25 protein-coding genes and 1 pseudogene are annotated in these 26,852 nt (G+C 60.8%); 5 read left to right on the top strand and 21 right to left on the bottom strand.

What is annotated here, in order from left to right; genetic code table 11:
- Positions 1-472 precede the first annotated feature (472 nt).
- The 12 genes from AC0SZ7_RS05105 to AC0SZ7_RS05050 all read right to left on the bottom strand — a co-directional run bounded on the left by AC0SZ7_RS05105 (position 473) and on the right by AC0SZ7_RS05050 (position 12,044).
- Positions 473-1,666 (bottom strand): PAS domain-containing sensor histidine kinase, encoded by a 1,194-nt coding sequence (locus AC0SZ7_RS05105; RefSeq protein WP_475503337.1) that lies wholly within the window; start codon positions 1,664-1,666, stop codon positions 473-475.
- On the bottom strand, positions 1,659-2,471 hold the full coding sequence (locus AC0SZ7_RS05100) for an alpha/beta fold hydrolase (RefSeq protein ID WP_475503336.1): 813 nt from the start codon (positions 2,469-2,471) through the stop codon (positions 1,659-1,661). The genes AC0SZ7_RS05105 and AC0SZ7_RS05100 overlap by 8 nt, the downstream gene beginning before the upstream one ends.
- 222 nt (positions 2,472-2,693) lie before the next feature.
- Complete coding sequence (locus AC0SZ7_RS05095) at positions 2,694-3,818, bottom strand: sensor histidine kinase (protein ID WP_475503335.1); 1,125 nt, start codon at positions 3,816-3,818, stop codon at positions 2,694-2,696.
- A 784-nt stretch (positions 3,819-4,602) separates the two neighbouring features.
- Positions 4,603-7,344, bottom strand: a complete 2,742-nt coding sequence (locus AC0SZ7_RS05090) for a conjugative transfer ATPase (RefSeq protein WP_475503334.1) — start codon at positions 7,342-7,344, stop codon at positions 4,603-4,605.
- Positions 7,344-7,760, bottom strand: coding sequence for a TIGR03751 family conjugal transfer lipoprotein (locus AC0SZ7_RS05085; protein ID WP_475503333.1), 417 nt, complete (start codon positions 7,758-7,760; stop codon positions 7,344-7,346). The genes AC0SZ7_RS05090 and AC0SZ7_RS05085 overlap by 1 nt, the downstream gene beginning before the upstream one ends.
- On the bottom strand, positions 7,723-9,231 hold the full coding sequence (locus tag AC0SZ7_RS05080; protein ID WP_475503332.1) for a TIGR03752 family integrating conjugative element protein: 1,509 nt from the start codon (positions 9,229-9,231) through the stop codon (positions 7,723-7,725). The genes AC0SZ7_RS05085 and AC0SZ7_RS05080 overlap by 38 nt, the downstream gene beginning before the upstream one ends.
- Positions 9,221-10,036 (bottom strand): TIGR03749 family integrating conjugative element protein, encoded by an 816-nt coding sequence (locus tag AC0SZ7_RS05075; protein WP_475503331.1) that lies wholly within the window; start codon positions 10,034-10,036, stop codon positions 9,221-9,223. The genes AC0SZ7_RS05080 and AC0SZ7_RS05075 overlap by 11 nt, the downstream gene beginning before the upstream one ends.
- Entirely contained in the window at positions 10,033-10,674 is a 642-nt protein-coding gene (locus tag AC0SZ7_RS05070; protein WP_475503330.1) for a PFL_4703 family integrating conjugative element protein, read from the bottom strand. The genes AC0SZ7_RS05075 and AC0SZ7_RS05070 overlap by 4 nt, the downstream gene beginning before the upstream one ends.
- On the bottom strand, positions 10,671-11,072 hold the full coding sequence (locus AC0SZ7_RS05065; RefSeq protein ID WP_475503329.1) for a TIGR03750 family conjugal transfer protein: 402 nt from the start codon (positions 11,070-11,072) through the stop codon (positions 10,671-10,673). Before AC0SZ7_RS05065 ends, AC0SZ7_RS05070 begins: the two co-directional genes overlap by 4 nt.
- 7 nt (positions 11,073-11,079) lie before the next feature.
- Positions 11,080-11,457 carry a TIGR03745 family integrating conjugative element membrane protein gene (locus AC0SZ7_RS05060; RefSeq protein WP_475503328.1) on the bottom strand — a complete coding sequence of 126 codons (378 nt, stop codon included), beginning with the start codon at positions 11,455-11,457 and terminating at the stop codon, positions 11,080-11,082.
- 18 nt (positions 11,458-11,475) lie between these two features.
- Entirely contained in the window at positions 11,476-11,715 is a 240-nt protein-coding gene (locus AC0SZ7_RS05055) for a TIGR03758 family integrating conjugative element protein (RefSeq protein ID WP_475503327.1), read from the bottom strand.
- Positions 11,712-12,044 (bottom strand): integrative conjugative element protein, RAQPRD family, encoded by a 333-nt coding sequence (locus AC0SZ7_RS05050; protein ID WP_475503326.1) that lies wholly within the window; start codon positions 12,042-12,044, stop codon positions 11,712-11,714. The genes AC0SZ7_RS05055 and AC0SZ7_RS05050 overlap by 4 nt, the downstream gene beginning before the upstream one ends.
- Positions 12,045-12,651: 607 nt before the next feature.
- On the opposite strand from AC0SZ7_RS05050, the gene AC0SZ7_RS05045 reads away from it, so the two are divergent.
- Positions 12,652-13,134, top strand: a complete 483-nt coding sequence (locus AC0SZ7_RS05045; RefSeq protein ID WP_475503325.1) for an NUDIX domain-containing protein — start codon at positions 12,652-12,654, stop codon at positions 13,132-13,134.
- A gap of 249 nt (positions 13,135-13,383) precedes the next feature.
- On the opposite strand, the gene AC0SZ7_RS05040 is transcribed toward AC0SZ7_RS05045, so the two are convergent.
- Both AC0SZ7_RS05040 and AC0SZ7_RS05035 read right to left on the bottom strand, forming a co-directional pair.
- Positions 13,384-13,629 (bottom strand): hypothetical protein, encoded by a 246-nt coding sequence (locus AC0SZ7_RS05040; RefSeq protein ID WP_475503324.1) that lies wholly within the window; start codon positions 13,627-13,629, stop codon positions 13,384-13,386.
- Positions 13,626-14,483 carry an SDR family oxidoreductase gene (locus AC0SZ7_RS05035; RefSeq protein WP_475503323.1) on the bottom strand — a complete coding sequence of 286 codons (858 nt, stop codon included), beginning with the start codon at positions 14,481-14,483 and terminating at the stop codon, positions 13,626-13,628. The genes AC0SZ7_RS05040 and AC0SZ7_RS05035 overlap by 4 nt, the downstream gene beginning before the upstream one ends.
- Before the next feature lie 203 nt (positions 14,484-14,686).
- On the opposite strand from AC0SZ7_RS05035, the gene AC0SZ7_RS05030 reads away from it, so the two are divergent.
- The 4 genes from AC0SZ7_RS05030 (at position 14,687) to AC0SZ7_RS05015 (ending at position 17,618) form a co-directional block, all read left to right on the top strand.
- Complete coding sequence (locus AC0SZ7_RS05030; RefSeq protein WP_475503322.1) at positions 14,687-14,869, top strand: hypothetical protein; 183 nt, start codon at positions 14,687-14,689, stop codon at positions 14,867-14,869.
- Between the two features lie 24 nt (positions 14,870-14,893).
- Positions 14,894-15,886, top strand: a complete 993-nt coding sequence (locus AC0SZ7_RS05025) for an SDR family oxidoreductase (RefSeq protein WP_475503321.1) — start codon at positions 14,894-14,896, stop codon at positions 15,884-15,886.
- A gap of 68 nt (positions 15,887-15,954) precedes the next feature.
- Positions 15,955-17,013 (top strand): zinc-binding metallopeptidase family protein, encoded by a 1,059-nt coding sequence (locus AC0SZ7_RS05020; protein ID WP_475503320.1) that lies wholly within the window; start codon positions 15,955-15,957, stop codon positions 17,011-17,013.
- On the top strand, positions 17,010-17,618 hold the full coding sequence (locus AC0SZ7_RS05015; RefSeq protein ID WP_475503319.1) for an HhH-GDP family DNA glycosylase: 609 nt from the start codon (positions 17,010-17,012) through the stop codon (positions 17,616-17,618). The genes AC0SZ7_RS05020 and AC0SZ7_RS05015 overlap by 4 nt, the downstream gene beginning before the upstream one ends.
- 458 nt (positions 17,619-18,076) lie before the next feature.
- Here AC0SZ7_RS05015 and AC0SZ7_RS05010 read toward each other — a convergent pair whose 3' ends face one another.
- From AC0SZ7_RS05010 to AC0SZ7_RS04980, 7 genes and pseudogenes are all read right to left on the bottom strand, one after another.
- Positions 18,077-18,541 carry a short chain dehydrogenase gene (locus tag AC0SZ7_RS05010; protein WP_475503318.1) on the bottom strand — a complete coding sequence of 155 codons (465 nt, stop codon included), beginning with the start codon at positions 18,539-18,541 and terminating at the stop codon, positions 18,077-18,079.
- The gene (locus AC0SZ7_RS05005; RefSeq protein WP_475503317.1) at positions 18,538-19,548 is read right to left on the bottom strand and encodes a methyltransferase; all 1,011 of its coding nucleotides are present in this window, start codon (positions 19,546-19,548) and stop codon (positions 18,538-18,540) included. Before AC0SZ7_RS05005 ends, AC0SZ7_RS05010 begins: the two co-directional genes overlap by 4 nt.
- Positions 19,548-20,906, bottom strand: coding sequence for an iron-containing redox enzyme family protein (locus AC0SZ7_RS05000; RefSeq protein ID WP_475503316.1), 1,359 nt, complete (start codon positions 20,904-20,906; stop codon positions 19,548-19,550). Before AC0SZ7_RS05000 ends, AC0SZ7_RS05005 begins: the two co-directional genes overlap by 1 nt.
- 115 nt (positions 20,907-21,021) lie before the next feature.
- Positions 21,022-21,909, bottom strand: a complete 888-nt coding sequence (locus AC0SZ7_RS04995) for a manganese catalase family protein (protein WP_475503315.1) — start codon at positions 21,907-21,909, stop codon at positions 21,022-21,024.
- A gap of 178 nt (positions 21,910-22,087) precedes the next feature.
- Complete coding sequence (cydB, locus tag AC0SZ7_RS04990; RefSeq protein ID WP_475503314.1) at positions 22,088-23,083, bottom strand: cytochrome d ubiquinol oxidase subunit II; 996 nt, start codon at positions 23,081-23,083, stop codon at positions 22,088-22,090.
- Positions 23,076-24,461, bottom strand: a complete 1,386-nt coding sequence (locus AC0SZ7_RS04985; RefSeq protein WP_475503313.1) for a cytochrome ubiquinol oxidase subunit I — start codon at positions 24,459-24,461, stop codon at positions 23,076-23,078. The genes cydB and AC0SZ7_RS04985 overlap by 8 nt, the downstream gene beginning before the upstream one ends.
- Positions 24,454-26,731 (bottom strand): annotated as a pseudogene (locus tag AC0SZ7_RS04980) (FdhF/YdeP family oxidoreductase). Before AC0SZ7_RS04980 ends, AC0SZ7_RS04985 begins: the two are co-directional and overlap by 8 nt.
- Positions 26,732-26,852 lie beyond the last annotated feature (121 nt).

The following is a 26,852-nucleotide window of genomic DNA, read 5'->3' as shown; positions in this document are numbered from 1 at the left end:
CGGTAACTGGTAAGGCGGTCAGCCTTCACTGGTTATCAAATTGTTTGAAGGGAGGCGGAGCTTACATTGCAGGAGTAATGCGGTAGCCTGAAGTTGAAGTTTTCCTGCTGAGTCGATTAAACATCCGGGGGGATTGCTACGTCAGACGGAGCTAATTATTGAGTCGCGTCGAATCGTCCGGCTTTCGGTCGCCAATTAGCTTTCGTAGCATGAAAAGCTCATCCTCGGAAAGCCGTTCGAATTCTTCGCGTAACAAAGGGTTTTGCTCGATGAGCTTCGCCCGATACTCAGTAAGTTGTGCCGTGGTCATTGTTGCTTCCATGTGCTCCAGGTACCTGGCTCCGCGCAGTGGGAAGGCTATATCTTAGCTAAAAAGCTGGCAAAGGTCTCGAAGGATGGATGCCTTCCTCACGTTGGCCCCTGGAGGGACGTCTGGATGAACCGGACGAACCTCGTTTAGACCGGCCAGACTTTACTGCTCCGGACAATCGGATGTAGGCAGCGACGGCAGCCGGATCAGGAAAGTCGTCCCCAGCCAAGGAGTAGAGCTGACAGCGATGGTGCCCCGATGTGCTTTAACGATTTCTCGGACTATAAACAAGCCAAGCCCGACCGACCTGACGGCATCCTCGCGGTCACTGGCGCGGGTCATTGGTTCAAAAAGTTGTGGGATGAGCAGCCGTGGGATGACATGGCCGTGGTTGTGAACGGCAATTTCAGCGAAACTGCCGGAAAACCCAGTTGTGATGGTGATCGGGTATCGTTGGTCGCCGTACGCGACGCTGTTGGCTACCAAATTACCAATCATCTGCTGTGTCCGATCTGAATCCACCTCCAATATTCCTCGGCCTTTTGACAAGTGATGAATTCGGGATTGACTGTATGCGACACGCAGTTCGCCCACGCAAGCGTCCACCAGCCTAATTAAATCCACAGGGGCTGGGCGTATGCTCATTCCTTGGCCGATTCTCACCGACGCCAGGTCCAGCAGATCAGAGATCATTCGCTGGGCACGTTCAGACGCTGTCACGATATGGCCAAGCAGTTGTGATTCTCTCGGAGGGCGCTCTGCTCGGTTCAGAAGCTCGGAGGCCATTTTGATCGCGGTCAGTGGCGTTTTGAGGTCATGGCTTGCAATAGCAATCATTTGCTCGGCAAACGTTGCTCGGCGTTGCGCATGTTGATAAGCCAATGCCAACTCTGCTTGAGCAGTTTGCAGCGCGGTCTCTGCGGCTGCTTTCTCTGATAGTAGCTGCTCGGCTCGTTGTCGAGCGGCGAGGATCTCTCGTTCATAACGATCTCTTTCAACCGTGCCGAAAAACGCTAGCTCATTTTGGACGCCCCCTTCGTACTCACGCCTAACCCCGTTGAGCAACATGGTAATGACACGCCCGTCAATATGCTGCAGATCCAGTTTGACTTCTGCTACCGAGCCTTGCAGTTTCATCAAGGGCGCCCAGTGGGTCTGATGAAATATTCGGCCGCCCATGGTCAACAGCTCTTGAAACCGCTGCCCGATCAAGTCCGAGGGCGTGCGGCCCAGCCAACCTGAGAAAGTTGCATTGGCGTTTGTAATAGTGCCATCCTCGGCTGTCACCACCAGTCCGCAGGGCGCGCGTTCAAGTAGAGCGTTAGCACCGCTTAACCCCCACACCTCATCACTCATGTGCATGAATCCAAGGGCTCAGAAAGATATCCATCGCTTCTGAGCAAGCGCTCGGCGCGCTCATATGCGGGCAATGGCCTATATTCGGGACGAGGCAAAATACGCTGTTGCCCATCACTTTGTGAAGATATTCACCAACTTCGACTGGAGCGATGAGGTCTTCAGTCGACTGCAGGATCAACGTCGGGGTAAGAAGCCCTTCCACGTCGCTGCGGTTGTCTGACAGAAAGGTAACGCGTGCGAAATGCTTGGCAATTTCCGGATCAGTCCGGCAGAAACTGTTATTAAGTTCTTCACTCAAATGCGGCTGGCCGGGCGCACCCATGATGACCGGTGCCATGGTTCTGGACCAACCTAGATAGTTGCTGTCCAGGGTGTCTAGAAGCGCCAAAATATCCGCTTCCTTGAAGCCTCCTCGGTACCCCTCTGCGTCAATGTAGCGGGGTGAAGGCCCGACCATGACATGCGCCGAAACCAGTCCGGGAGAAAGGCGATCGGCTAAGGTCCCGATCATCGCGCTCACCGAGTGGCCCACCAGTATGACCGGCCCGGCCGAAAATCGCCTAGCGATCTCAATCAAATCCCGGGCATAACCACTTAATGTATTGTATCTCTCGATGTTGTAAGCACTGAAGTCCGATCCGCCTGCGCCGACATGATCGTAAACCACGATACGGAAACGATTTGAAAAATGGGGAAGGAGGTAATTCCACATGGACTGGTCACAGCCGAATCCATGCGAAAAAACAAGAGTTGAAGGGCCGGAGCCGAAGACCTTCACGTTATTTCGTAGCTGGAGATCCATAAGGCTGAAGTCCTTCCTATTCCTGGAAAATGCGGCTGTTCGGCCCAAAGGGTGACCATGAACAATGATGGCACCAAGTATTCATCCTGCGGGTAACGGTTGAAGGGGCTCGGCGGAAAGAGGTGCCTCCTCATAGAACCCGGGAAGATGAAAGCGTTCATCCACGACGGAGCTATAGTCCAGACATACGATAAGATGTCCGCCCCGCGGTCCCTTGCTCGCTCAAGGGCATGGGAGGATAACCCTAAAGGTTGTTCCTGATTGTTGGGTAGATTCCACCTCAATTTGTCCACCATGCCCGGAAACGATTTCTGCCGCGATAAAAAGCCCTAACCCCAGACCGGCGGCGACGCCGGCTTTGTCATTCGAGTACCTCGAGTACCGTCCTTCGGGACTGAACAAAAAAGGCAAAGCACTTTCTGGAATGGGCTCACCGAAGTTTTTCACGCTGAGGATGGCAGTCTGAGCCTCCCTGTTCAACGCAACCTGGATTGGCTGCAGCGTATCACCATGACGCACTGCGTTCCCTACCAAGTTTGAGAAGACCTGCGACATGCGGGCGGGGTCAAATTGACCGACGATTTTGTCGACGGTTGTGAACCGAATCTGGGCGGAGGGATGGCCTGCTCTCAACTCATCAATCACGGACTTGCAAATTCCGCTCAGCTCCGTCGTCTCAAGCTTGACCGGAATGCCGGTTCCCAGGTTGCATCTGGCCAGATCAAGCAGATCGTTAACCATTTGGTTGGCTCTGCCCACACTGGTCGCGATTTGAGCGGCGATGTGCTTCTCCCGGTCCGCCAAATGCTGTGCCTTGCGCAGCAAGTCCGCCCCCATCAGCACGGCGCTCAAAGGCGAGCGCAGGTCATGCCCAAGAACGCCCAAAACAGTTTTCCGGGTTACCTCAACGGCTTTGCCATAAGAAGCAATGGATTCACCTAAGGCTTGGTCGATCGCCTCATTGAAGCGAATCATGTCCTGGACGTGGTGCTCATCATCGCCAAACTCACCCGCGAGCCACAGCCTCAGTACACTGGATCGCAACGCCCGAAATTCAGACACCATTTGATCAAGGGTGAACCCATCCATCAAGCGAAGCACCGCGTGAGTTTGAGCTGCTGTCTCATGAATACTCGCTGGCGCAAGGCCATGAGATTTGTCTATCTGTTGCTGTTCGGTCTGATGAGTGCGCATGTCCTGGGCGACCGACCTGAGGATGTGCTCGGCATGGTTCCTTAGGCTCACGTCCGCAAGTGGATGGTGAGCGGTATCCACGGTGCGGGCAAAATCTGCCCAGGCGCGTAAAATGAGTTCAAGGCTTTCCAGAATGAAATTCGACAGTCGCATGGCGAGTTTCTCGCGTAACAAAACAGCAGTATTAGGACCAGGCAGTGTGCTCTCAGTGAAGCACTCCACCGGCAGTGCGTCGAATGTAAGTGGGCGGTGCGTCGGATCTTGCCGGCCAAACGCGTGCTAAACTAGGTCAATAACAACGTAACGACGATGCCCAACTCCTAGCACAGTGTATATCGCTGTATATCGCTGTATATCGCTCGCAAAGCAAGATGACCCCGTGGTCGCCGCGGCAATGACCCCCACTCCCTGAAACTCGGTGCTATTGCCGAAAAAACAGTAGACACCTGGCTTCAATCTTGTCCACGGGCTTTCGACGCTCTACAGGACGCGGCGCCACACCCCCTGAGATATCCAAGGTTAGGCGTTGGCTTTGATGGTGGATCTGCTTGAGGTGAGCGCTAAATGATCACGTTCTCGAGCCAATACCATAAGCCAGGTGAACTAGAACATGATTTTATGCGCTTAATTTTGAGGGCAAAGGGCCATGTGCCAAATTATTTGGCTATATATTTCAATGAAAAACAATAATAGTTGGACAAAAATTGTACAGAAAGGAGTTTTGTACAATTATAGGATGTGTTTCTGATGCAGTCGGTTGTTGAAACATGCCTAAGAAGGGCAAAAGCACGTGACGCTCCGTTTTTGGTAGCAATCGAAAATGTTGGGTCGTTCACAGCGTCCAATGCCTATCAGCTAGGCATGAGCGCGCTTGCTGGATCGTTGCATCAACAGGTCGGCTTCGATCTGGGGCTAAGGGTTAGATGAGGTCCTCAGACTACAGGATGCCGCGTAATCGATTCAAAGCATCCGCCACCAAGTGAGCGGCCTCGAGTTCCGACAGCCTGTGCGTGTGCATAAGATCCCAGCGCCGCGCTTTTTCTTCTGGTTCAGTCATGGCCAAAGCGAGGTAAAGGCTCGGCGGTACCGCGCGGAATAGCGTTTCCATGTGTTTGGCCAGCACCACGCCCTCGGTGTACTTGCCCGATGCCTTGCTCGCCGACAGCAGCAACGCCTTCTGCGCCGGCGTCAGCTTCTTGAAGCGGGCGATCTCCTCGATCTCCGCCGGCGGCATGTTCAGGCAGATCCACCATTCGATCATGTTCAGCATGGTCTGCGCGGCGCTCGGGAAGTCGGCGAGGTTCTGCGTGGCCAGCCAGAACCAGGCCCCCAGCTTGCGCCACATCTTCGTGCCCTTGACCACGAACGGCGCCAACAAGGGATTCTTGGTGATGATGTGGCCCTCGTCCGTCACCATGATCAATGGCCGGCCCAGGTACTGATCGCGTTCGGCCAGGTTGTTCACGGTGTTCATCAGGCTGATGTAGCTGATCGACATCTGCGCCTCGTATCCCTCGCGGGCGTAGGTCGCCAGATCCACGATGGTGACGTCACTCTCAGGCCATGGCGTGCCGGTCCGGTCGAACAAAGTGCCCTCGAAGCCCTGGCAGAATAGGTCGATGGACTCGGCCATCTCCTGCGCGCGTTCGCGGCGCTTGTCGGGCAGTTGGGCATCGCGCGCTACCCTTAGCAGCGCGTCCCGAACGTCATGGGTCATAACCTGCTGCTGGGCATTCGCGCAGGCCTTGGCGGCATCGAGGATGCATTCTCGGATCAGGCTGCGGTCCGCGCGGGTCAGGCGCGCTTCCTCCTTGGCTTCGCCACCGGTGATCATCAATCGTGCGGTAATTTCCAGTTCGCCCAGGACGTCGCGTTGCTCATCGTTGTCCGTGTTGCTGTCGTCAAGCTCGTCGGTGGCCAGGCTGGCGACCTGGTCGGGGCGCTCGACCAGCCGCCCGGCGTCGGCGAAGGGCGACAGACTCAAGCCGCTGCCCGGCTTGAGTTGAACCTTGTTGACCGACAGCCCCAGGGTGGCGAAATAGTCACCTTGCAGGCCAAACGAGTTGCCGGCTTCGACGATGAACAGCCTCGGCCGGTAGATGGCCATCACCTGCATCAAAATCGAGACCAGGGTCGCCGACTTACCCGCGCCAGTAGGCCCAAACAGCAACAGGTGGCCGTTCATGGACCGGTCAAACCGCGACAGCGGGTCGAAGGACAGCGGAGCGCCGCCGCGGTTGAAGAACGTGATGCCGGGATTGCCGGTACCGACGCTGCGCCCCCACAGTGGCAAGAGGTTGGCAGCGTGCTGCACGAACAGCAGGCGGGTGTACCAGTTTCGTTGGTCGCGGTTGGGGTTGTACACCATGGGCAACCAACGCAAGTAGCTGTTGCAGGCGGCGACTTCATCACCGTCGCGCACGGGCTGCAGGCCGGCACCGAGCAGGACGTTGGCTGCCTGAATGGAACGCTGGCGCAGCACTTGCTCGTTCTCGCCGCACAAGTAGAACGCCAAGGTGCCGCGGTACAGCTTGTGCTGGCGGCCGAGCAGTGAGCGCGCCTCCTCGACATCCTGACGGGTCTGGGTGGAAGCCAGGTTTTCGCCGATGGCCTTGCGGGCGAGCCGGTTAAGCTGTTCCTCCAGCACGTCCTGTGGCGTCACCACCAGAGTCAAGCTCATGACCGTGGCTTCCGGCATTTGGTCGAACAGCGCATTGAGCGCTTCGCCCTTGCGTGTCTCTCCGGTGAGTTGGCCGATGTGGGGCGGCTTGCGTAGCTTGTCGACCACCATCACCCGATGAGGCTGCTGGTCGAAGTACCACAGTCCCTGCCCAACGTCGGAGCGTGGCTCCTGATAGAACAGGCGCTCGGCAAAATCGTGATCGAAAGGCAGTTGCAGAGAGCCTGTCTCGCCGTCTTCGGGATAGGGCACTCGCTGGTAGAACTCAGCGGGTGATTCGTCGGTCAGGGCCGGGGCAGGATTGAACCAGGGCAGAAGCCAGGCGTAGAAGTCGCGTCCGGTTAACCGCCGAGGGCTGACGCCGCAAGCTTGCAGGGAGGCAGTGATGCGGTCGCAGGCCCTGGCCAGCAGGTGGGTGGGCGCCTGTTCCTGGCTGTCGGGTAGGGTATCCAGCCAACGATAGATCACCAGACGAATCCGTCGATTGCTACCGCGCCACGGCAAGTGCGACACCACCTGGTCGTCAAACAAACCCCCAGGCTTGGCCACGGCGGCCAGGTGCCGGCGCATCAAACCGAGAAAAGCCTCGGTGAATGGCGTGCCCGCCGCCCGGGGAGCGATATAGCGCTCCAAGCGCTCCAGATAAGGTGAGAAGTCGCTGTCGTCCTGGCAGTAGAACTGCACTACCCATGGCGCCTGGTCGAGCTCGTCGAAACTGTCCTGCAGGGCATCCTCCAGTGCATCGCGTGCGGCCAGCAGCCATTCGGGCTCGCGGCCTTCGGTGCCGATCGGCTGCAGCTCGAATGCAGCACCGACCGAGCGGTTGTCGTCGAGCAGGAAGCAGCGCTCGGTCTCCAGGTACTCCACCCACGGCAGGTGGTCGGTGAAGCTGGGGTTGTGAGCGTACTGCGCGGCTTCATCGGCTTGCGTTGCACGTCGGCGCTGGGCGGCGCGCCATGGTTTCCAGTGTCGTTGTCCCTGATCGCGCTCTTCGGTCATCAGAGATCATCCAGGCGCTCGCCCGGCAGCGCGTACTGGACCTTCTCGTACAGGGGAAACACGGTCGAGTAGCCCGGGACGGGCGCCTGCTGGGTGCCGCTCAGGTGCGGGTAGACGTACATCACCAGATCGGGGTTGGGCAGACGCGGAAACTGCGCGCGGATCTCGTTGGCCGCGGTGCGGGTGTAGGAGGCTTGGTCACTGATCAGCCGCTCGGGTTCGAGGACCGGCCGGCGCAGTTCGCTGCGGGCCTCCTGCAATTGTGCCAGGGTGCCCACGGAGCCGGCGCCGTTCCAGATGTCGAGCATTGTTTGGTCGCCATGGGGCAGCAGCGTGTCCTTGTCGGTGCTGCAGCCGAGCAGCGCCAGGCAGAGCAGGCTAATCCAGCTCCAGGGTCGAAACGGATGAGTTTTCATGGTGGACTCTCCGGCCTTTGGGCTCGTAGTCGATGGTGATTTCGTGGTCCAGGTGCAGCGCGACCTTGGCGGAGGGGGGCACGTAGATGGCGGCGAAGGCTTCGCCATACAGCTTGTTGATCCAGTCACGGATATCACCGATGCCACCGCTGATGACCGAGTTCAGCGCGCTGTTGCCGCTGCTCTGGGTGACGCCCAGCGAGCTGCTGCTTGAGCTGATGAAGGAGGCGCTGTTCTGCTCGCTGCCCAAAGCTGCGGCAAAACCGGCGCCGGCGGCGGTGATCAGGCTCTGGCTGCCCAGGTACTGCTTGGCGTTGGAGCGACGCTCGCCGGAAATGCACGGAATGCCGTAGGGGTCGGAGATATAACCCAGGCCGCCGCGGATCTTCTCGGTGTTCGAAGATTGGCTGGTGGCGCTGTTGCGGCTGACCGCGGCCTGCGGCTGCGGCACGGTGCGCACGGCGCCGTCGGCGAACACGAAGGTGATCGACTCGACCTGGCCCCGCACGCAGGAAAGTGTCCAGTCGCCGGAGGCGGTACCACTCATGACCGCGCCCACCACCTCGGGCAGGTCAATGCCATTGGCCGTGAGGTTATCCGGCCCCACCAGGACCTTGAAGGGGTAGGGGTCGTTGACCGTGCCATCTACGGGTACTCGGCCGATCAGCGCGGTCATGGCCACGGAGCCCATCAATGTGGCGTTCTCCGGGATGGTGTAGACGGGCTTGGCGCCTTCGTTGCGATCATGCTGAGCCGCGAGATCGCGCTCGCCCTTGGCCACGGCACGCAGCTGTTTCTGGCCTCGGTCGATGGCGTTGTCCTGCAGTCCTTCCAAGCCGTTGAACTTCGAGGACAGCTTGGACAGCGGGCTGTCAGCTTTCGCGGCGCCGTCGTTCGCCGTGCGTCCCGACGCCGGCTCGATCCATTGCAGCGTATCCGCCGGTGGCTGCACGCCCTTGATGGCCTGCTCATCACCGGGCTCCAGGCCAAAACCCACGGGAAGGTCGGATTTTGGTCCTGACATCCCGGCAATCTGATCCTTGAGCTTCGACAGCAGCCCTTGGGTTTCCCGGTGCTGTTGTTCGGCTTTCTGTCGAGCATCATTGGCTTGCTGGCGCTGCTCGGTCACCTGCTGGGTGACGCTGCCCAGAGTGCTCTGAATGCGGTTGTCGATACTGCCCTCGCGAGTGCGCAGCCGATTGTTCTCGGTCTGCAGCGATTCGTTGCTTTTCTTCAGCGTCAGCATGTCGCTGCGCATGGCTTTGACCTGGCCGACCAGGGTGGCCACGGTGTCGCGTGGCGTATCGCCTGCGATGCCGAGGGACTTGGCCTGCTCGGCGGTAAGGGTGGCGTTGTCCTGAGGTTGAGGGTGCTGCTCCCCATGCGGCGTGATCCAGGACCTGAATATGATCAGCACGACGGTGACCAGCAGACCGGGCACCAGCCACTTCAGCAGCACGTTAGCTTTCATGGTCGGCATCCTCCGGCTTGGGCGGGGGCAGCAGCAATGCCTGTTTCAGGCCACCACCACGCGTGACCAGATAGGCCACCGTGGTGTCTTCGGGTGTGCCGGAGCGTCCCAGCGAGTTGTGCTGGAAGGTGGCCGCGAACAGGGTCGCCTGCAGATGACGCGGGTCGAGCAAGACCTCGCCTGGCCCCTGGTTGACCAGCTTTACTGCGGTGACCCAGTAGTCGCCCAGGCGCCAGGCGGCCAGGGCCTTGGCGGTAATGTGCTCGGTGGGTAGCAGGGTGCTGAGGGCGAGGGACACACCAACCGGCACGCGGCGGACACCTGGCAGCGGCGCAACCGTACGCAACGGCGCATAGAGGTTCTGCGCGGCATAGCGGGTGAGCACCACTGGGACTGGCGTAGCGGGTACCGCAGGCGTGGTGCTTGAGTCACCTTCCGCTTCAGGTGCCTTGGCGTCCGCGACGATCTTGATCGGCTCCAGCGCGGCCGTGCCGGCTAACGCTTCAATGTCGATCAGCACCATGTCGCCGGATTTCACCGACTGCAGCTGCAGGCGCGTCGGCGGGATGGCCTTGGACGCCAGCAAATACACGGTGCTGCCCACCGATTGCACCCGCAGCTTGGCACTGATCGCATTGGGTACGCCCACGCGAACGTCCTCGTCGAGCATCAGAATGCGTTCCTGGCCAACCACCAGTGGCACGGCCAAAGGCAGGCGATCCCAATGCTTGATCTCAACGGCGCTCGCGGTCGCGCACCAGGTAGCTGACCATACGAAGGCCAAGATCAGTATGTGTCTGTTCATGACGGACCTCCCGGTAGGGACAGCTTCTGCGGCGTACCTTCGTAGCAGTCCAGGGCCAGGCCCCACCTGTTGTGCTCGGGGTCGACATCGAAGCGCACCACGCGTAGCGGGTACCGCACGACCACGCGCTTGACTGGTTCGGCCGCGTAGTACTCATCGGCGTTGAGATCGAGCTGGACCAGCCAGCTGTGCGTATCCAGCTGCTTCACCCGCAGGTCGGGGTCATCGCTGTATCCGCGGCCGAGTACCTCATACACGCCCCGGACTCGCCCGCGCAGCTCCCCGGCGACCTTGCGGTACTCGAAGTCACCGTCGAGGAAGGTCTTGCAGGCCGGCGTGAGGTACGGCTGCAGGGCATAGATCGCCCGGGGATAATCGGCCTCGCCATCGGTCGGCCAGCGATTGAGCTGGCCGAAGATGTACAGAGCGAAGGAATAGATGTTTTCCGGCGGCACATCCCACCATTTGCGGGTGCTGCCCGAGCGCAGGTCCGGCGGGACATGAATGGTCAACTGGCTAGGGGCGGTCTGCCAGCCATACCAGAGCCCTGCGCTGAGCAGCGCCAGTGTCCCGACGGCCAGGCGCAGGCTGAAAATATGCGCCTGTTGGGCATCGACCTTGTTGCGGAAGCGGCTCATGGGTTGCCCTCCCGATGACGACGGGTGCGCCTGACTGTCCAGGGGCCTGAGTGCAGGATCAGCTGCTGGGCGCCGACGCCCCAGTGCAGGGCCAGATCCCATTGCAACCTGCGGTACAACCAGGTCTCGGGCCGGGCGCGTTTGGCGCGGCGCAGCAGCTTGCCGCCGGCAAACAGCACCAGCGCCATGCTGGCGATCATGCAGGTGGGCAGCATGGCGATGGAGGCGGTGGCCAGCGCCAGGGGCGCGCCGACAATGAGGCCAATGCTGGCACCGATTGCAAGGGCGACCCACATCTCATCGTTGGTCAGGCCACGCAGCACGGCCGGGTCACGATTGAGCCGTTCGGGCAGGAAAGTCAGGGTGCCGTCAGGCAGGGGCGCAATGGGATCGGGCATGGCGACCTCACAGGATGGCGGCGGCTTTGGTCAAAAACCAGATGATGACCACCACCAGCAGCGCACCGACACCGACGACCGCGCCCAGATCCTTCCAGGTTTTGCGCTGGTTCTGTACGTCGGCATAAACCGTCAGCGAGTGCCAGGCGACGCCCAGGAAGGCGAGGAGGGCGATCAACAAACCGAGCAGGATGCCACCGTCATAGGCGTAGTTCTTGATGGTCTCGATCAGGCCGGTGCCCTCGCCGCGGGAAGGTGCCTCCATGGTTGGCAGATCGGCGAAGGCCAGGCTCGACATCAAAATCAACAGGCTACCCAGCAAGCCTTGCTGCAGGTGTTGGCGTAGGTGGATGCAGAGGACGGGACGAAGTAGGCGAAGGGGCATGGCTAGGGTCTCCTGTAGTCAGGACAGCATGAAAAACATCAGCACGATTAGGGCTTGCGCGAGGCGCGCCGTGCTCCCGCCGAGGGCGCCGAAGCTGAGGTTGCCGGCCGCCCAACCGCGGTAGCCCGTCCACAGCGCCCAGGCGCACCACAGCAATGCCAGCACCAGGACTGTCGAACGCCACAGCACCGAACTCAATTGAGGCGCAAAGCCGGCAGCCGCAGTGAACGCGCTGATTTGGGTGTCAGTCATGCTCATGGCTTGTGTCCGCCGTTTGGCTCGTTGGCGCAGTAAGATCCATATAACTGGATGAGCTCGTTGGGTTGGGCGCGCGAGGGGCTCAGGTAGTCGTTAACCCCCAGGCGTATGCGTTGAAGGTCTTGGGAGAGTTGCCCGTAGTCAAAGCGATAGCGAGGCTCACCAGCGGGAGGCGCGGCAAGCTGTGATCGGTCAACCAGACGAGAGATGGCATCTAGTTGCTTGACGATCAACCCCAGATCGCGTGCCTCTACCCCCTCTTGCGCCAAGGCGGGAAGCGGGAGCAGGATAGCTAGAAAACAGAGTCTCGGTATCAAAGGAAATGTCATCACAATTTATCCCCGGCATGTCTGGTACTACCGTGACTAACTTGTGAGTTTTTCGCTTGACGGATATTGATCAGAGCCTGGTCACTTTCATGTCCAAGTTCAGCGGCCGGGGCCCCGAGCAGGTAAGCTGAATCTCCAACAGCAGGCAGCTTGGTCGCTATTACAAAAAGCGGTAAAGCCTCAAATCAGTGAGGAACAGTGCCAACTCTGGACTTTTTCCATCGAATGTGCTTAACCGCAATGGCTGCAATTGGCCGCAGCGTGACGACTATTGCCCTGGAGATGGGATATGACAGCCCAGGGGCGTTTGCCACTATGTTCCGATGAGTCTTGGGCCAACCGCCTTCATTCTACTCATTCGCACCGGACGCAAAGAGGTGAGAAACCCCGACGGCGGCTGACCGCTAACGACCCATTGCTGACGGCCAGCCCCAGCACTGTAGCCGCTGCCGCAGGCTGCGCTGACCATTACCCACACTGGAGATCTCCAGCGTACCCAGCGGCCAGCGCTGCCTGGCGGCAGCGTCTACAGCGCATGGCCGAGCCTTAGCCGTCCGGCTGGGGGCGGCTTATGGCTGAAAGCTGGCATCAGCGATAGTCATCTCAAATGAGGCTTAGTTATGACCGCGCACACATTTGTCATTTGTTATTGCGAAACCCCGATCCTTTCATTACGGTCGGAGTATGCTTAGCAGAACATGGTCGGTTAGGAAACTCAGTGAAGCAGCGAGCTACTGTCATTTGTCGTCGAGGAGCCCAGGTGCTTTTTGTCCGTAGGGCAGGATCAAAATGGAATCTCCCGGGAGGACGTCCCATGCGGTCCGAATCACCGAAGAGCGCAGCATTTCGAGAACTGGAGGAGGAGACAGGTTTGAAGCCCATCGGGATGGTGCTTATCGCAAGATTTGAGACCCTTTCCGTTGAGCATTTTATTTTCATCGCAGACTTCGAGAAAGACTACTTTGCGCCAATGCCTTTGAACGAGATTACAGAGTGTCGATGGTGCAACCATCATCTAGAGACCCTCAGTTTAACGACGCATTCAAAATTGATCCTCCGTACATTCCGCAGGGACATCAGGTCGGTCTGATTGGGATGTTCAGGGTATTCAGAGGTCAGCCCAGCCTGGCGGCTACGGCGTATGGCTGAGCCGTGGCATTTGGGCGGAGGGCAGCCTCCGGCCGATAGCGGCCATCAGTGACGGGTATCAATCGGTGCAAATATGATGTACCCAGGCTCGGAAAAGGGAATGTTGGCAATCCTGCTCCCAACCTGACCTCCCGACTCTGCCAGCGTCAAATACACCGTTGTTTCAACGGCATATTCAGCGTCGGCTTGGCTATTTCCGCCCATCTTGGCGCATGCCCAGATTTTTCTTGAATCCTCGTAAATTCATTGCGCCCAGCGCGACCTCCAATGTGATCAATGCGTAGGCATGATCATGCCAGCCCCAAATCACCCAGAGTGCATTGCTCAGTATGAAACACCAAAAACCGATGATCCGCCGCCTCGCCTGAGTAGAACCGGTGAACCAGGCGGCGAAGATAGTGACCGCCATCGCCGGCCATTGCACCCAATCGATCATAAGATAGGCTTACCGCCAGTAACGCCGTAGCGGGTGCCGGAGATATAGCTACCTTCATTCGAGGCCAGCAGCACATAAATCGGCGCGACTTCCACGGGTTGCCCAGGGCGTCCGAGCGGTGTCTGCGAACCGAACTGAGTCACCTCTTCATCAGGCATGGTGGCCACGATCAGTGGCGTCCAGATGGGGCCCGGAGCAACGCTGTTGACTCGTATGCCTCGTTCTCCAAGTAACTGCGCCAGGCCGGCGCTGAAGTTGGCGATGGCGCCTTTCGTTGTGGCATAGGCAAGCAGGGTCGGCTTTGGGGTGTCGGAATTGACCGAGCTGGTGTTGATGATTGAGGCGCCCGCCGACATGAAGGGCACGGCAGCCTGGCAGAGGCGGAACATGGCGGTAATGTTGATATCAAAAGTCTTGACCCATTCTTCATCCGTGATGTCCTCGAAGCGTTCGTGAGTCATTTGAAAGGCAGCGTTGTTGACCAGCACGTCAATACGCCCAAAGCGGGCGACGGTATCGTCGACCAGTAGCTGGCAAACCTGTTTCTTCGCCACATCGCCTGGCAGCAGCAAGCACTGGCGGCCAGCGGCTTCCACCCAGCGCGCGGTCTCTCGGGCGTCTTCGTGCTCGTCCAGGTAGGCGACGGCAACGTCTGCGCCCTCACGAGCAAAAGCGATCGCCACGGCACGGCCAATGCCGCTGTCGGCGCCGGTGATAAGTGCAATCTTGCCGGCCAGCCTGCCGCTGCCTTGGTAGCTTTGCTCACCGCAGTCGGGCACTGGGTCCATTTTGCGTTGCGACCCCGGCACTGCTTGAGGCTGGCTGGGGAAAGGCGGTTTGGGATAGTTACGCATGATTGAGGCCTCCTGGAACTTGCAGCGGGTATGCGCTTGAGAACCCTGAGGCGAGGTAAAAGTTGAGTCGGATTGCGGTCTACCTCGACCAGCGGGCCGTCGGGCGCGCAGGGCTCAGGGCCAACCACGCACTGAAATTGAGCTGAACTTTCAAGCCCGTGCGGCTCTCCCTTTTGAAACGGCTTACCAAGGAGACCCCCATCATGAAAACTACTCAACTGATCGGTCTGGCCTGCTGCGTGTTCATGCTGCACGGTTGCTTCAATGAAACCGATCACCCTGCCGAGGGCGCTGACCGCAGTAAGGCTTCCGTGCAAATGCAAAAACCGGACGCGCCTACTGGCGAGGCCACCCCGGCCGGCGAGCCTGGCAAAGCCAACCAGTAACTTTTAAATGTCAGGAGCACTTTCATGGAAGACTTCAAGCCCTCGCGCCGTTACCTGCTTCAAGGTGCTGCCATAACCGCCGCCGTCGGTTTCGCCGCACCATCAATGGCGCAAGCGGCGACGGGGACTGCCACTGCGCCGTTACGTAATCCGCAGGGTGGTTTCCCCAAACCGCCGTTTACCGAGCAGTCACAGCCTTGGCCGGGACTGGCAGGAAGCATGAGCCCGCGCCCAGACCATGGCGAGCATAGCTATCAAGGCAGCGGGCAAATGGTAGGTCGCAAGGCATTGATCACCGGCGGTGATTCCGGCATTGGCCGTGCGGTGGCGATTGCCTTCGCTCGGGAAGGCGCCGATGTCGCCATTAACTACTTGCCTGCCGAAGAGCCGGACGCCAGGGAAGTGGTGAAGTTGATCCGGGACGCTGGCCGCAAGGCAGTGGCGTTGCCCGGTGATCTGCGTGACCCGGAATTCTGTCGAAGCCTGGTGCAGCAGGCCCATCAGGCCTTGGGTGGGCTGGATGTGCTGGTCAGCAATGCCGGCCGCCAGCACAGCTTCGATTCGATCTTGGATATCCCCGACGATCAATTCGACTGGACGGTCAAGACCAACCTTTACGCCATGTTCTGGGTCACCAAGGCCGCAGTTGCGCTGATGCCGGAGGGAGCCGCCATTGTCTACACCGCGTCGGTCAATGCCTACGACCCGTCGAAGAATCTGCTCGACTACTCCATGACCAAGGCTGGCATCGCCAACTTTAGCAAGTGCCTGGCCAAGCAATTGGCGGATCGAGGTATACGCGTCAACGCAGTCGCGCCTGGACCGTTTTGGACCCCGTTGCAGGTCAGTGGTGGTCAAACCATGGAAAAACTCAAGGCGTTTGGCAGTGACACGCCGCTCAAACGTCCAGGCCAGCCAGCGGAAATCGCCTCGCTGTACGTGCAACTGGCGTCGGCGAAATCCACGTATGTGACCGGTCAGGTGTTCGGCGCCTCAGGGGGAGCCGGGCAGCCCTGAGCGCAATTGCCGGTGGCGGGCTCGCTTCCCGGAAAGTAAAGGCAACTCAAGGAGTCATGATGCATCCTATGCAACTGCTTGAAGAACTGCTCTACGCCAGAGGCCCCGGGGGCGAAGAGGAAGAGGTGCGGGTGATATGCGAGCGCGAACTGCGCAAGCATTGTGATGAAACGTGGATCGATGATGCAGGAAACCTGATCGGGCTGATTCGCGCGCTCAACGCTCCCACCGACCATGCCCAAGCCGCGCGATCCGGCATGCTGATCATGGCGCATCTGGACGAAATCGCCATGTCAGTCCGCACCATCAACGACGATGGTTCATTGCGGGTCACCGCATTGGGCGGCGCCAACCCGGTCAATTTCGGCATGTGCCCGGTCGATATTCTGGGCGATGCTGCCGTGCTGCCTGGCGTGCTGTCGTTTGGCAGCATGCATGTGACTCGGCAATTGCCTCAGGGCGCCGACGTTCAGGATGGCGATGTGCAGTGGCGGGACGTGCACGTGGTCACCCGGCAGAGCCGCAGGCATTTGGAGGAACACGGCATTCGAGCTGGCACCCGAGTAGTGCTCAGCCAGCACTGGCGCAAGCCGTTTTACCTTCAGGATGCTATTGGCGCGCACTTTATGGATGACCGCGCACCTGTGGTAGCAGTCCTGCAAGCGGCTGCCATGGTTGCCCTAACGCCAAGCCGCTTAGCCCAGGACACGTACTTCGCCTTCACCACCATGGAGGAGGAAACCAACGCAGGGGCACTGTTCGCAGCACACCATCTGCCATGTCGTACCGCCGTTGCGGTGGAAGTCGGCCCGATTGCAACGGAGTATGGCACCGAGCTATCGGCAAACCCCATTGTCGTCGTTGGCGACGAAAAAGGCCATTACACCCGTTCGGTCACCGATGCATTGATTGCCGCTACGCAACGGGCTGGCTACACACCGCAACCGGCGTTGCTGGTGGATTTTGCCTCTGACGCCAGTGCGATATTGGCAGTAGGGGCCCTTGGCCGGGCGGGTTGTATCGCCATCCCCACCGAGAACACCCATGGCTTCGAGGTAGTGTTGCCGGCAGGTATAGAGGCCTGTGCAAAGAGTTTGACCGGCTTTCTTATCCAGGGGCAAACATGATCGCCGTCACCGCTGCGGACTTGGGTATTGATATCAACGAGCCCGGTGGCAACGGCCTGTTTAAATGGCTGCTGGCCAGTTTTCTGATCGGCAAGCGGATTCGCACGTCTGTGGCGGTTGAGGCTTTTCATCGGCTTGTCGACCAGGAGCAGGTGGGCACGCCAGAACAATTAGCCAGGTGCAGTCATACCCAGGTCGTCAGGTGGTTGGGCGACGCCGGCTATGCGCGATATGACGAATCCACCGCGAGGCGTTTGCGGGTATTGGGTCAACGCTTTAGCGAGGAACTGCAACCACAACTGCGTGCGTTGTGCACTGGGGTTCACCGGGTCGCCGACTTCGAGCGCTGGCTACTAAGCTTTGAAGGGGTGGGGCCCAAAACCGTGGAGATATTCATGCGTGAAGCAGCGGGAACGCTAAACGATGCTTTGGCTGATCTCCTCAAGCCGAATGGAGCAGGAGCAACAACTATGCAACCACAAACAGAAGGTTTGGAAGAGCAAGGTCCCGATCGCGTACCTTTCGTCAACGACCCCGCCAAGCATCGGAAAGAACGCGCTGAGCCTCCCGACGAAGAGACTGATGATGAGCCCGAGGACGAGTGAGGCGCGGGATAGGCATGCGAGAACCCCCGAATTCAAAACGAATTTAGTTCTAGAAATACGGGCTTGATAGGAAAGTCTTCGCGAGAGAACTCCCTGACCCTCTCGGAAGCAACGCCCGGTGGCGGGCAGCGAACCGCCTCTAACGCTTGCACAATAAGGTCATTCCAAGGTAGGAATTACGCGGGCATGTCGTCCCGCTCAATATCCAGAAGGACAATGAACCCACGGTCGGGCGTCACCTGGCGGCCAAGCTGGTATCGAATCTCGCAAAGGTTGCGCGACGAAGCATAAACCTGAACGCCACTGCCAAAATATTTTGCCGATCTCGGCGACGCTTGTCATAGCTTCCAAAACTGTGACGATGCACGCTACCGAGAAATCGACTGACGCATTTCTGCGCGTGACCACCACTACTACGGGGTAAAGAAACTTTCGATAATGGTGATTGGACCAGCCTCTTAATGGCGCCGGCGATAAAGGCGGGCCATCAGGTATGCGCCAACGCCCACCGCCACCAGGGTGCATAGGGCACGGCTTAGGCGTCCGGGATTTGATCCACCTTGGACTGATGTTCCCGATGGCGTGGGCATTGCGTTCGCAGGCATTGACGCGGCCCAAGGTTCGTGCGCCTCATCAGCGTCGAGGTGGACGGGGAGTACCGCGAGGCGCAGCTGCGAGCCGTCCTGCAAGGTCAGCATCAAGTCTTCGATAAAGCCCACTCTGCGTTCGGGAAATAACGGTTCACCGTTACCGTCCAGCGCGTCGTACAAGAATTGCTGGTCTTCGAGCCAGCCCACCGCGGTCAACAGGTCAGGGCTCAGGTAATACTTTTCGTCCAGGAAAAATCCGGGAAAATGGGGACCATCGCCTGGGTGCTCGATGTTGTACCGTTCGCCTGGTTTCATACCACTTAATGAATTCATGCTGGCAGATCTCCGGGTAATGTTCGGGGTAGTCGCGTGACCGTCATCAGCACTGCGGCTATACGCTCTGCAGTCTGGTAGCTGGGAGTGTCCAGTTCTTCACCGAACACGTCGGGGTCCAATTCCCGGTAGTCCCATTGAGACCCCGAGGCCTCCAGCAATGGCTGGACCTGCTGCAGAAACAGATCCTGGCCCTCGACCGAAGGCGCACCGGTATACAGCAGCAGCGTGCCGCCCGGTCTCAGGCGCCCCAGCGCCTGGGCGGCTATGCGTACCGACAGCGCCGAACCGAGGCCTTCACCGCCGTCGCGGTAAGCGCGCCCTTGGGTGTCATGCATGTACGGCGGGTTGGCGACGATCAAATCAAAGTCACCTTCCGTGCCGGCCAGGATGTCGCTGTGCCAGGCAGTGACGTTGTTCACGCCGGCCAGTGCCGCGTTGACGGCGGTGTAACGCAGCGCCGTGGGGTTGATGTCGACAGCCAGCACCTGGGCGGCGGGGCGCGCCCGGCCTATCAGCAGCGCGCCAACGCCGCTGCCGCAGCCAATGTCCACGGCGCGTTCGATAGGCTGGGTACGGCTAAGCAGGTGCGCCTCTATGGCTTGGGCGAAGCGGTAAGTATCCGGGCCAAAGAACACGGCATCATGGGCCACTGTGGGGTATGCGGAATGCACCAGTAGCAAGTCGTTCAGGCTGGACCAGCGGATATCGCTGGCCCACAGGCCCGCATGCTCGCGCAGCACGCCGCCGCTGGCCAGTGCATCGAAGTCGGCCGCGGGCAGCAACTCACGGGCGAACGGCCGGCTCCAGCCGAATACATCGCGCACCTGCCGGGCCACCCGGTTTTCGGCGCGTGCGTTGTTGCGCTGGTGGCTCAGCGGGGTAACGGTGGTAAAACGGTAGCCAGACGCTTGCAGGCGACGGCCCAGTTGCAGGATAGCCAGGTCGCAGCCCAGATCGTCAGCGTCTGCGGCCGGGGGCGTTGAATGCAGGGGCTGTGAAAGCATTATTGAGCTCCTGCGCTGCTGAGCAGCCGGCTGAATGCGCGAGTAGCGCGCAGGCCATCGGGCGTTGCATGGTGGGCAGGACTTAACTGCGGGAGCAGGCAGCGCAAGGCGTCAGGTGCCGTGGCCAGCGGCTCGGCAGCATCGCCCTCGGGCTGGGCCGCACTGCGGCGGCGAAAGCGGGCGCGGAAGGGGCGACCTTCCTGGCTGGCCTGCCAGCTGCCGGCAATCCAGTCGTGCAGCAGTTGTTGCTCATAGCCGTTGAACACGCCAAACATGGCGGCGCCAGGGCCGTCTATCAACTGCCAGAACCGGCTCAAGGCTGGGTCCTGGTGGCGCTTGATCCAGCCCGTGGCCTGGAGAGCGTCGAGAAATGCCGGAATTTGCCCGGGCTTCTGCAGCCACTGGTTGACCGTCTTGCCGTCCAATTGGCAGTAGTCCGAATGCATGTGCTGGCCAAACTCGCATTTGCGCTCGAGCATGGCCACCACTTCGTGCGCAAGGTCGAAGCCTTGAATCACGTGGGTTGAACCCACGCCCAATTCATTCAGGTTATAGCCGGCGCGCATGCGTTGCAGGAATTGGGCGGGCGCGGGGCTCTCGGCCAGGAACGCGAACACGGCCTCGATGGCCTTGCGCGCGTGCCCGCAGCTGGCGTTGTCGATAGTGACGTGCAGGGTGAAATAGTAAGGGTCGATACCCAACTCGTTGAGTTCGAACGAGGTAACCAGCAAATGCAGCGGCAGCTGTTCGTAGCCCAGGTTGTAGCCAATCAGCTCCGGCAGGTAGTCATCGCCTACCGTGCCCAGCGCCAGTTGCAGTGCACCCTGCACGTACAGGCCGGCATCCAGGGGCTGGGTGGCGGCGCAGTCGTGGTCGGCGAGCAGTTTGCGGTACAGCGCCACATGGTTGAGGGCGGCTTCACCGTCGCCCAGCTCCTCAAGATAGGTGCGAATCAGGCCCTGGTAACGCCAGTCGTCGACGTGTTGCAGCGTGCCGTACAGCCAGGCGCCATCCACCAACTTGGTGGGCGCCACATGCTGCAGGAAATACAGCGCGTGGGCCTTGCAGCTGAAATAGCGGCGCGGGGCGCCCTCGTGGCGCTTCTCCAGGTAGTGGGCGTAGTCCTGCGCGACCTGCTTCACTTTCGCGGTCATCCAGCCGGCGAACGCGGCAGGGTCATCCGGCAGTTCGCAGGGCAGGGCGGCAGCGGCCGCCAAGTGCTGGTTGAGGAACGAGCGCAGGCCGTGCTCGCCGACTCGCCCCCCACCTTGCAGCAAGTCGTGGTAGACGTTCACTGCATCACGGGACTCGGCGCAGGGCAGGGAGGCAATGGCAGCAAGGGGCTTGAGAACGGTCATGGCGGGATACTTTGTCGTTGTGTACCCATGTGAAACCGGCGGGGCGACGAAAATTCAACCTGATTCGCAGACGGTGGCACTGGCGGGAACCAGCCGCTTCCCGCCGCCGACGTTCCTATGCTTCCTCAGGGCCCGGCTGACCACCTGAACCCAGGTCGGCACCGGTTACCGGGTCGCTGGCGGGGTCGGACTCGGTACGGGTACTGAGTTGCAGCAACAGTGCCTGGTCCTCTTCATCCAGCTCAACGCTGGCGCTGCCGTCACCGCCATCCACGGCCGGTTCAGGGCTGGCGACAAACTCCCATTCCTCGCCGCTGTTCCAAGGCCCGCGTACTTCGCCGTCCCCTTGGGACATGTTGAAATACACGTTGGTGAACTCCGGCATGCCCGGTAGCTTGCCTTGGGGGAAATTCGGCTGGATCGCATGCAGCGCTTTCTCGAAGGACAGTTGGTGAGCGATCTCGCGGGTCATCAGAAAGCCCAGTGCTTCTTTCACGCCGGGATCATCCGTGACGTTCATCAGGCGTTCGTAGACGATTTTGGCCCGCGACTCGGCGGCAATGTTCGAACGCAGGTCGGCGGTGGGCTCGCCAATGGTGTCCACGTAGGCGGAGGTCCAGGGCACGCCGGCGGAGTTGGTCAATGGGGCGCCACAGCCATACAGCAGCGCGGTGATGTGCGAGTCATTGCCAGCGCCGTTGATGGCGCGGTACAGCTCGCCTTCCTCGTCGACGCCCTCGGCCAGGCGACCCTTGGCGCCCTTGTTGAGCATGACGATGATGGAACCGACGATTTCCAGGTGGCTGAGCTCTTCGGTGGCGATATCCATCAACAGGTCCTTGCGACCTGGATCGTCCTCGGCCAAGGCCTGGGTGAAATAGCGCGACGCAGCGGCCAGTTCACCCTGGGCGCCGCCGAATTGTTCAAGCAGCAGATTGGCCAGCCCCGGATTGGGCTGCGCGACGCGCACGGTGTATTGCAGACGTTTATTATGCAGGAACATGGTGAGTACCTCTCAGGCGAGGTGGGCACGCACGCGTCAGGACGACCGTGCAACCCCCTCTAATTGTCCGAGTAGGCGTGACTCGTCATCGTTACATTTGTTTAGTAGGCAGGTGACCGAAGGGATCGACCGTGGCGCTGCCTAATTCCTCCCTTCAGGCTGACAGCCGGTACACCCTTCACCCACGAATTTTGCCAGCGAACAAACTGAAGCCAAACGTGTTGTACGCCAGCGTAATCGGCACCCATACCGCGAAACCCACCAATACGAATATCTGTGTGCGCGGCCCGGCGGCGGCCTGGGCGAGGGTAAGGGCAGGCGGCACGATGAGCGGGAACACCGCAAAGGCCAGGAGGCCGAAACCCAGCACCACCATTCCCAGTGCCGCCACCAATGGCAAGGCATCCCTTCGCCCACGCAGGCCAAGGGCAAACAGCACCATTAGCGCGGCCACCAGTCCCGTGGCAGGGGGCAGCAGGCTGCCCTGCGACAGTCGTTCGGCGTAGTGCTCATTGAGCAGCGAGGCCCAGGCCACAACGCTCGCCACCAGCACCACCGCAATGGGGGCCAGCCATGCAGCCTGGCGTTTGCTGCGCCCTTGCAGTGGCCCCTGGGTGCGCCAGTACAGCCAGCAACTGCCCAACCATAGATAACCGCTGACGTGGGCCACGGCGCAAAACAGCGGGAAGGGCCGCAGCCATTCCCAGCCGCTGCCGTTGAACTGGCCGCCGGTAGCACCCGGCGCCCAGGTGATGCCCTGGAGCAGGGTGCCCATGATCAGCCCCTGGGCCAGCGTGGCAATCAGCGAACCCAGCACCAGCACCGCGTCTGGCAAGCGCTTCCGGCTGACGTGTTCGCGAAACTCCAGGGCCATGGCGCGCAACACCAGCGCGGCGAACATCACCAGGAAGGGAACATAAAGGGCCGGCAACAGCAAGGCGTAGGCTTGGGGGAACAGCGCCAGCAGGCCCCCGCCGCCCAGCACCAGCCAGGTTTCATTAGCGTCCCACACCGGCAGGATCGACAGCACCATGACCTGCCGGTGTGCCTCACGGCGCTCCAGCGCCACCAGCATGCCGACGCCCAGGTCGGTGCCGTCCAGCAGCACGTACGCCAGCACCGAGAAGCCGAGGGCGCCAGCACTGAGCAGGGTTAGCCAGCTTGGCTCAGCCATGGTCGCGTGCCCCAGGCAGCCCCGGCTGCGGCCCGGCTTCCTGCGCATCCGGCGGCTGCGCGAGAAGGCGCAACAGCAACCACAGCCCCACGGCGAATACCAGCGTATAGAACACCAGGATGGCCGCTGTCGCCGTTGATACCTGGGCGGCAGAAACCGGCGACAGGCTGTCTGCCGTGCGCAGCAGCCCATATACCGTAAACGGTTGCCTGCCCACCTCGGTGACCACCCAGCCACTGAGCATTGCCAGGAAGCCGGCGGGCGCCATCGCCACGCTGACACGCTGCAGCCAGCGGGTGGTGGCAAGGCGGCGTCGACGCCGCAGCCACAGCCCCGCCAGGCCTTGCAATAGCATCAACACCCCTAGCCCCACCATCACGCGGAAGGCCAGGAATACGGGCAGCATCGGCGGGTTGTCCTGCTCGGGGAACTGGTTCAGCCCGGCGATGGTGCCGTGCAGGTCGTGGGTCAGGTAAAGCGACGCGACGCGGGGTATGGCCCACTCGTAGTCATTACGCCGTGCGGCCATGTCCGGCAGTGCGAACAGCCGCAGCGCTTCGCCGGCACCGTGAGGCGGCCGGTTCCACGTACCCTCGATGGCCGCCACTTTCTGCGGCTGCACGGCCAGGCTATGCTCGCCATGCAGGTCGCCCACCACGATTTGTAGCGGCATGGCAACGGCCAGCACCCACAAGGCCATGGAGTATTGCAACCGCGCACGCGGATTGTCGGGGGCGTGAAGCAGTTGCCAGCCGCCGGCGCCGGCCACCAGGCTGGCGGTGCCCAGCAGCGCGGCGATAATCATGTGCGCCAGGCGATACGGGAACGAGGGGTTGAACACGATTGCCCGCCAATCCTCGGCCACAAAGTGCCCCGCCGCGTCGATGGAATAGCCTGCCGGGGTCTGCATCCACGAGTTGGCGGCCAGAATCCAGAAGGCGCTGGCCAATGATCCCGCCGCCACGGCGCAGGTGGCAAAAAAGTGCAGCCGGGGCCCGACCCGTTGCAGGCCAAACAACATGACCCCCAGAAATCCGGCCTCCAGAAAGAACGCTACCAACACCTCATAGAACATCAGCGGCCCGATGATCGCGCCCGCCTGATTGGCCAGTGGCGCCCAGTTGAGGCCAAACTGGTATTCCATCACCAAACCCGAGGCCGTGCCCACCGCCACGGTCAAGGCAAATACCTTCAGCCAGCGGCGGTACAGGTTCATCGCGTGGGCATTGCCGCGCCACAGCCACATAGCCTCCAGCACCAGCAGCCACTGGGCCAGGCCCAGGCTGAAAGCGGCCAGCACGATATGAAAGCTGATGGTGGTGGCAAACTGAACCCGAGCGGCCAGCAGCGCCGGGGCCGCGTCAGCCAGTTCAAACAACCTGGTCACCCTGCGGCAGTTGGTTGGCGCGCTCGGCTGCCGATGGCAGGGCAACGTGCAGGGTGATGGGCACCGATTTGGCGGCGGGCACCTTGCTGCGCTCAGCGTAGTGCCATAGCGGCACCAAGGCATTGCATTCAGGGTAGTAGGCAGCCGCACAGCCGGCAGGTATGTCGTAGGCGATGATCTGGAACGGACCTACCTCGCGCCGCACCTGCGGTTCGATGGCGGTGCGCAGGGTCACCCAGCCACCCGGCGCCAGTCCCAGGCGAATGACGTCGCTTTGGTTGAGGAAGATGACGCTGCGCGTCCCCTTTACCCCGCGAAAACGATCGTCATAGCCATAAACCGTGGTGTTGAACTGGTCGTTGCTGCGGATCGTCATCAGTTGCAGTACGTCGCGCCGCGTTGCGTCGATGGCGACATCGCTGTCCTCGTCGAGGCTGCGCGGGGTAACAAACAGGGCCTTGCCCGAGTCGGTTTGCCACTGGCGATGGCTGGCGGGCAGCGGGCGATGAAAGCCGCCAGGCTCCCACATACGGCTTTCCATGTCATGGAAGATGGCGGGATAGACCTGGCCGATCGCCGCGCGAATCAGCGCGTAGTCCCGACGCCAGGCGGCCCACGGGATACGCACGCGCTCGCCGAGGGTGGCCTCGGCGAGCCCGGCGATGATTGCCACCTCCGAGCGCAAATGCTCGCCGGCCGGCTCGCTTGTGCCCTTCCAGCCGTGCACGCAGCCGGTGCTGTCCTCGGTGCTATAGACTTGCTCCACGCCGTCCTGGCGGTCGCGCTCGATACGCCCCAGGCAGGGCAACAGCCACGTGTGCTTGCCGGGTATCAGGTGGGTGCGGTTGAGCTTGGTGGCCACTTCCACGTGCAACTCAAGGCCGGACCATGCCGGTTCCATGCGATGGGTGTCAGGCACGGCGCGCAGGAAATTGCCGCCCAGGCCAATGAATCCCTTGATACTGCCGTCCAGCACCCCGGTGCAAGCGTCGACGGTGCTGGTGCCTTTGCGCGGCGGCAGTTTAAAACCAAACAGCTGCTCGATGATGTCGCCGGGTACCTTGGCCGGGTCCTCGGTGATGCCCACGGTTCGCTGGCCTTGCACGTTGGAGTGGCCACGCACCGGGCATATGCCGGCGCCCGGCTTGCTGATATTGCCGCGCAGCAGCAACAGGTTGACCAGCATTTGCACGTTCTCCACGCCATGCCGGTGCTGGGTCATGCCCATGCCGTATACCACCATCACTCGCTGGCTGCGCGCATACACGGTGGCGGCCGCCTCAAGTGCGCTGCGGCTCAGCCCCGAGCGCTGCTCGATTTCCCCCCCAGGCATGGCGGTGCACCTCGGCCACGAAGCTGTCGAACCCTTGCGTATGGTCGGCGATAAAACCATGGTCGAGCACCGCGGGTTGCCCTTCGGCAAGCGCCAGCCGATCCATTTCCAGCAGGTGTTTGGCTATGCCGATGACCGCTGCGGTATCACCACCAATCGCCACCTGATGGTACTGCGTACTGATCGCGGTGGAGTTCGGGCCGAGCATTTCACTGGGTGACTGCGGGTTGACGAAGCGCTCCAGGCCGCGCTCGCGGATGGGGTTGAAGGTGATGATGGGGACCTGGCGCTTGCGTGCGGCTTGCAGCGGATGGAGCATCCGCGGGCTGTTGCTGCCCACGTTCTGGCCGAAAAAGAACAGGCAGTCGGTCTGTTCGAAGTCGGCCAGGGTGACGGTCCCCACTGGCACGCCGATGCTTTCCTGCAAACCCACCGAGGTGCTTTCATGACACATGTTCGAGCTGTCGGGCAGGTTATTGGTGCCATAGGCGCGTGCCAGCAGTTGGTACATGAACGAGGCTTCCAACGACGCCCGACCGGAGGCGTAGAACACCACCGCATCGGGCTCCAGCTGTTGCAGTTGCGCGCCTATTTCCCGATACGCCTGCTCCCACGTGGTAGGCAGGTAGCGGTCAGTCGCGGGATCATGGCGCAGGGGATGAGTCAGGCGGCCATGCTGCTCCAGTGCGTAGTCCGTCCAGCCGCGCAGCTCGCTCAAGGTGTGGCGTTGGAAAAACTCGGGGCCAGTGCGGTAAGCGGTCAACTCCCAGGCCGTCGCCTTCGCGCCGTTCTCGCAAAACTCCAGGGCATGCGGGTTGCCGGGTTTGGCCCAGGCGCAACTGACGCAGGCAAAGCCGTTGGGCTTGTTTTGCCGCATCAGCGCCGAGGGCGCGCGCTGCACGGCTTGCTCGCGCCACAGGATGGACATCACCGAGTGCGCCGACCCCCACCCACCCGATGCGTGAGTGTAGGGGCGATAACGGGCGTGCGGATGGAGTAGGTGCATTAAAGTGCCTCACAAGGTGCCTGGACATCAATCGCTGCACAAC

This window comes from Pseudomonas sp. JC1203 (genome assembly GCF_056175065.1).
This window is presented reverse-complemented; position numbering and strand designations above follow the sequence as displayed.